Origin of the sequence: Bartonella sp. OD88NMGDW (assembly GCF_042193775.1) — a bacterium.
Classification (GTDB): domain Bacteria; phylum Pseudomonadota; class Alphaproteobacteria; order Rhizobiales; family Rhizobiaceae; genus Bartonella; species Bartonella grahamii.
Map to the genome: position 1 here is coordinate 1 of NZ_JBHIMA010000062.1, position 1,009 is coordinate 1,009.

At 43.5% G+C, this 1,009-nt stretch carries 1 pseudogene; it reads left to right on the plus strand.

The features are described 5' to 3' along the window. The first annotated feature begins 37 nt into the window (after window positions 1-37). Window positions 38-805 (plus strand): annotated as a pseudogene (locus ACFIJR_RS09090) (NADH-quinone oxidoreductase subunit H). The last annotated feature ends 204 nt before the right edge of the window (window positions 806-1,009 follow it).

Below are 1,009 nucleotides of genomic sequence, written 5' to 3' on the forward strand. Positions count from 1 at the left end.
AAACCTTCTACTCCTTGTTGCATCCGCACTAACCGCTATAGCATTCCTCACACTTGTTGAACGAAAATTATTAGGTTATATACAACTACGCAAAGGACCCAACATTGTAGGCCCTTACGGACTACTACAACCCTTCGCTGATGCAATAAAACTCTTCACCAAAGAACCCCTAAAACCCTCAACATCCACCACTACACTCTACACCATCGCACCCGCCCTAGCCTTCTCCATTGCCCTCCTCCTATGAACCCCCCTTCCCATACCTAACCCTCTAATCAACTTCAACCTAGGACTCCTATTCATCCTAGCTATATCCAGCCTAACTGTCCACTCCATCCTATGATCAGGATGAGCATCAAACTCAAACTACGCCCTAATTGGAGCCCTACGAGCCGTCGCTCAAACAATTTCATACGAAGTTACCCTCACTATCATCCTGCTATCAGTCTTACTAACAAACGGCTCATTTAACCTCAGTATACTTATTACAACACAAGAACATCTCTGACTCCTCCTACCATCATGACCTTTAGCCATAATATGATTCACCTCCACACTAGCAGAGACAAACCGAACCCCCTTCGACCTCATAGAAGGCGAGTCAGAACTAGTATCAGGCTTTAACATTGAATATGCCGCAGGCCCATTCGCCCTATTCTTTATAGCCGAATATATAAACATTATTATAATGAACGCCCTAACAACTACAATCTTTCTAAGCACATTCTACCCCACCCACTCACCAGAATTATTCACAACATGCTTTACCACCAAAACACTCCTCCTAACCTCTCTATTCCTATGAACTCGAGCAACATACCCCCGATTCCGCTACGACCAGCTCATACATCTACTATGAAAAAACTTCCTTCCACTCACACTAGCATTTCTCATATGAAACATCTCTGTGATAGTAGCTGCATCATAATGCAGACATTGGGTTTGGTGACTGTCTCATTGTGCCATGAGGTAAATGTAATGTTTGAGGCATTCTGCTTGCAAAAAAATC